Raw genomic sequence first — 429 nt, forward strand, 5'->3', positions numbered from 1 at the left:
GTCTAAAATGAAAGTTGTCTTGGCCTTTGAACATTTTGCGAACAGGGAAGGAGATGGAGTCCGCTGAAAGAGTGCCCGTGGCAACTTGGTACATCAATGGTTGAAAAGTATGAAAGTTATTTCTGTCCAGCAACAGAACTTCAACTTCCTTATTTTTAAGCTTTTTAGCAACTTCAATTCCTCCAAATCCAGCACCAATAATGATTACTCTTGGGAATTTTCTATTTGAACTATTGCTTGGCATATTTTTAATAGTTTGTTGTAAAAATTCGGTACAATCGAATTAAGCTGCAAATATCTTAAATTTTGGCTCAAAAAGCTAAAAAATATTTATTTATTATGCTGATATGTTGTGAATTTTATTGTAAAGAGGCTAATTCTTTCAATAATATGTTTTGTAGTTGTTTGATTTTTAGCTCTTTATAGTGT

The 429-nt window shown here is 31.9% G+C and carries 1 protein-coding gene; it reads right to left on the reverse strand.

Features of this window, described 5'->3' with window-relative positions; all coding sequences use genetic code 11:
• Positions 1-244 (reverse strand): FAD-dependent oxidoreductase (locus LE190_RS22305; protein WP_225240622.1); only part of this gene is annotated, 244 nt, incomplete at its 3' end.
• Between the last annotated feature and the right edge of the window lie 185 nt (positions 245-429).

The sequence above is a fragment of the Massilia hydrophila genome (assembly GCF_020208145.1).
Classification (GTDB): domain Bacteria; phylum Pseudomonadota; class Gammaproteobacteria; order Burkholderiales; family Burkholderiaceae_D; genus Telluria; species Telluria hydrophila.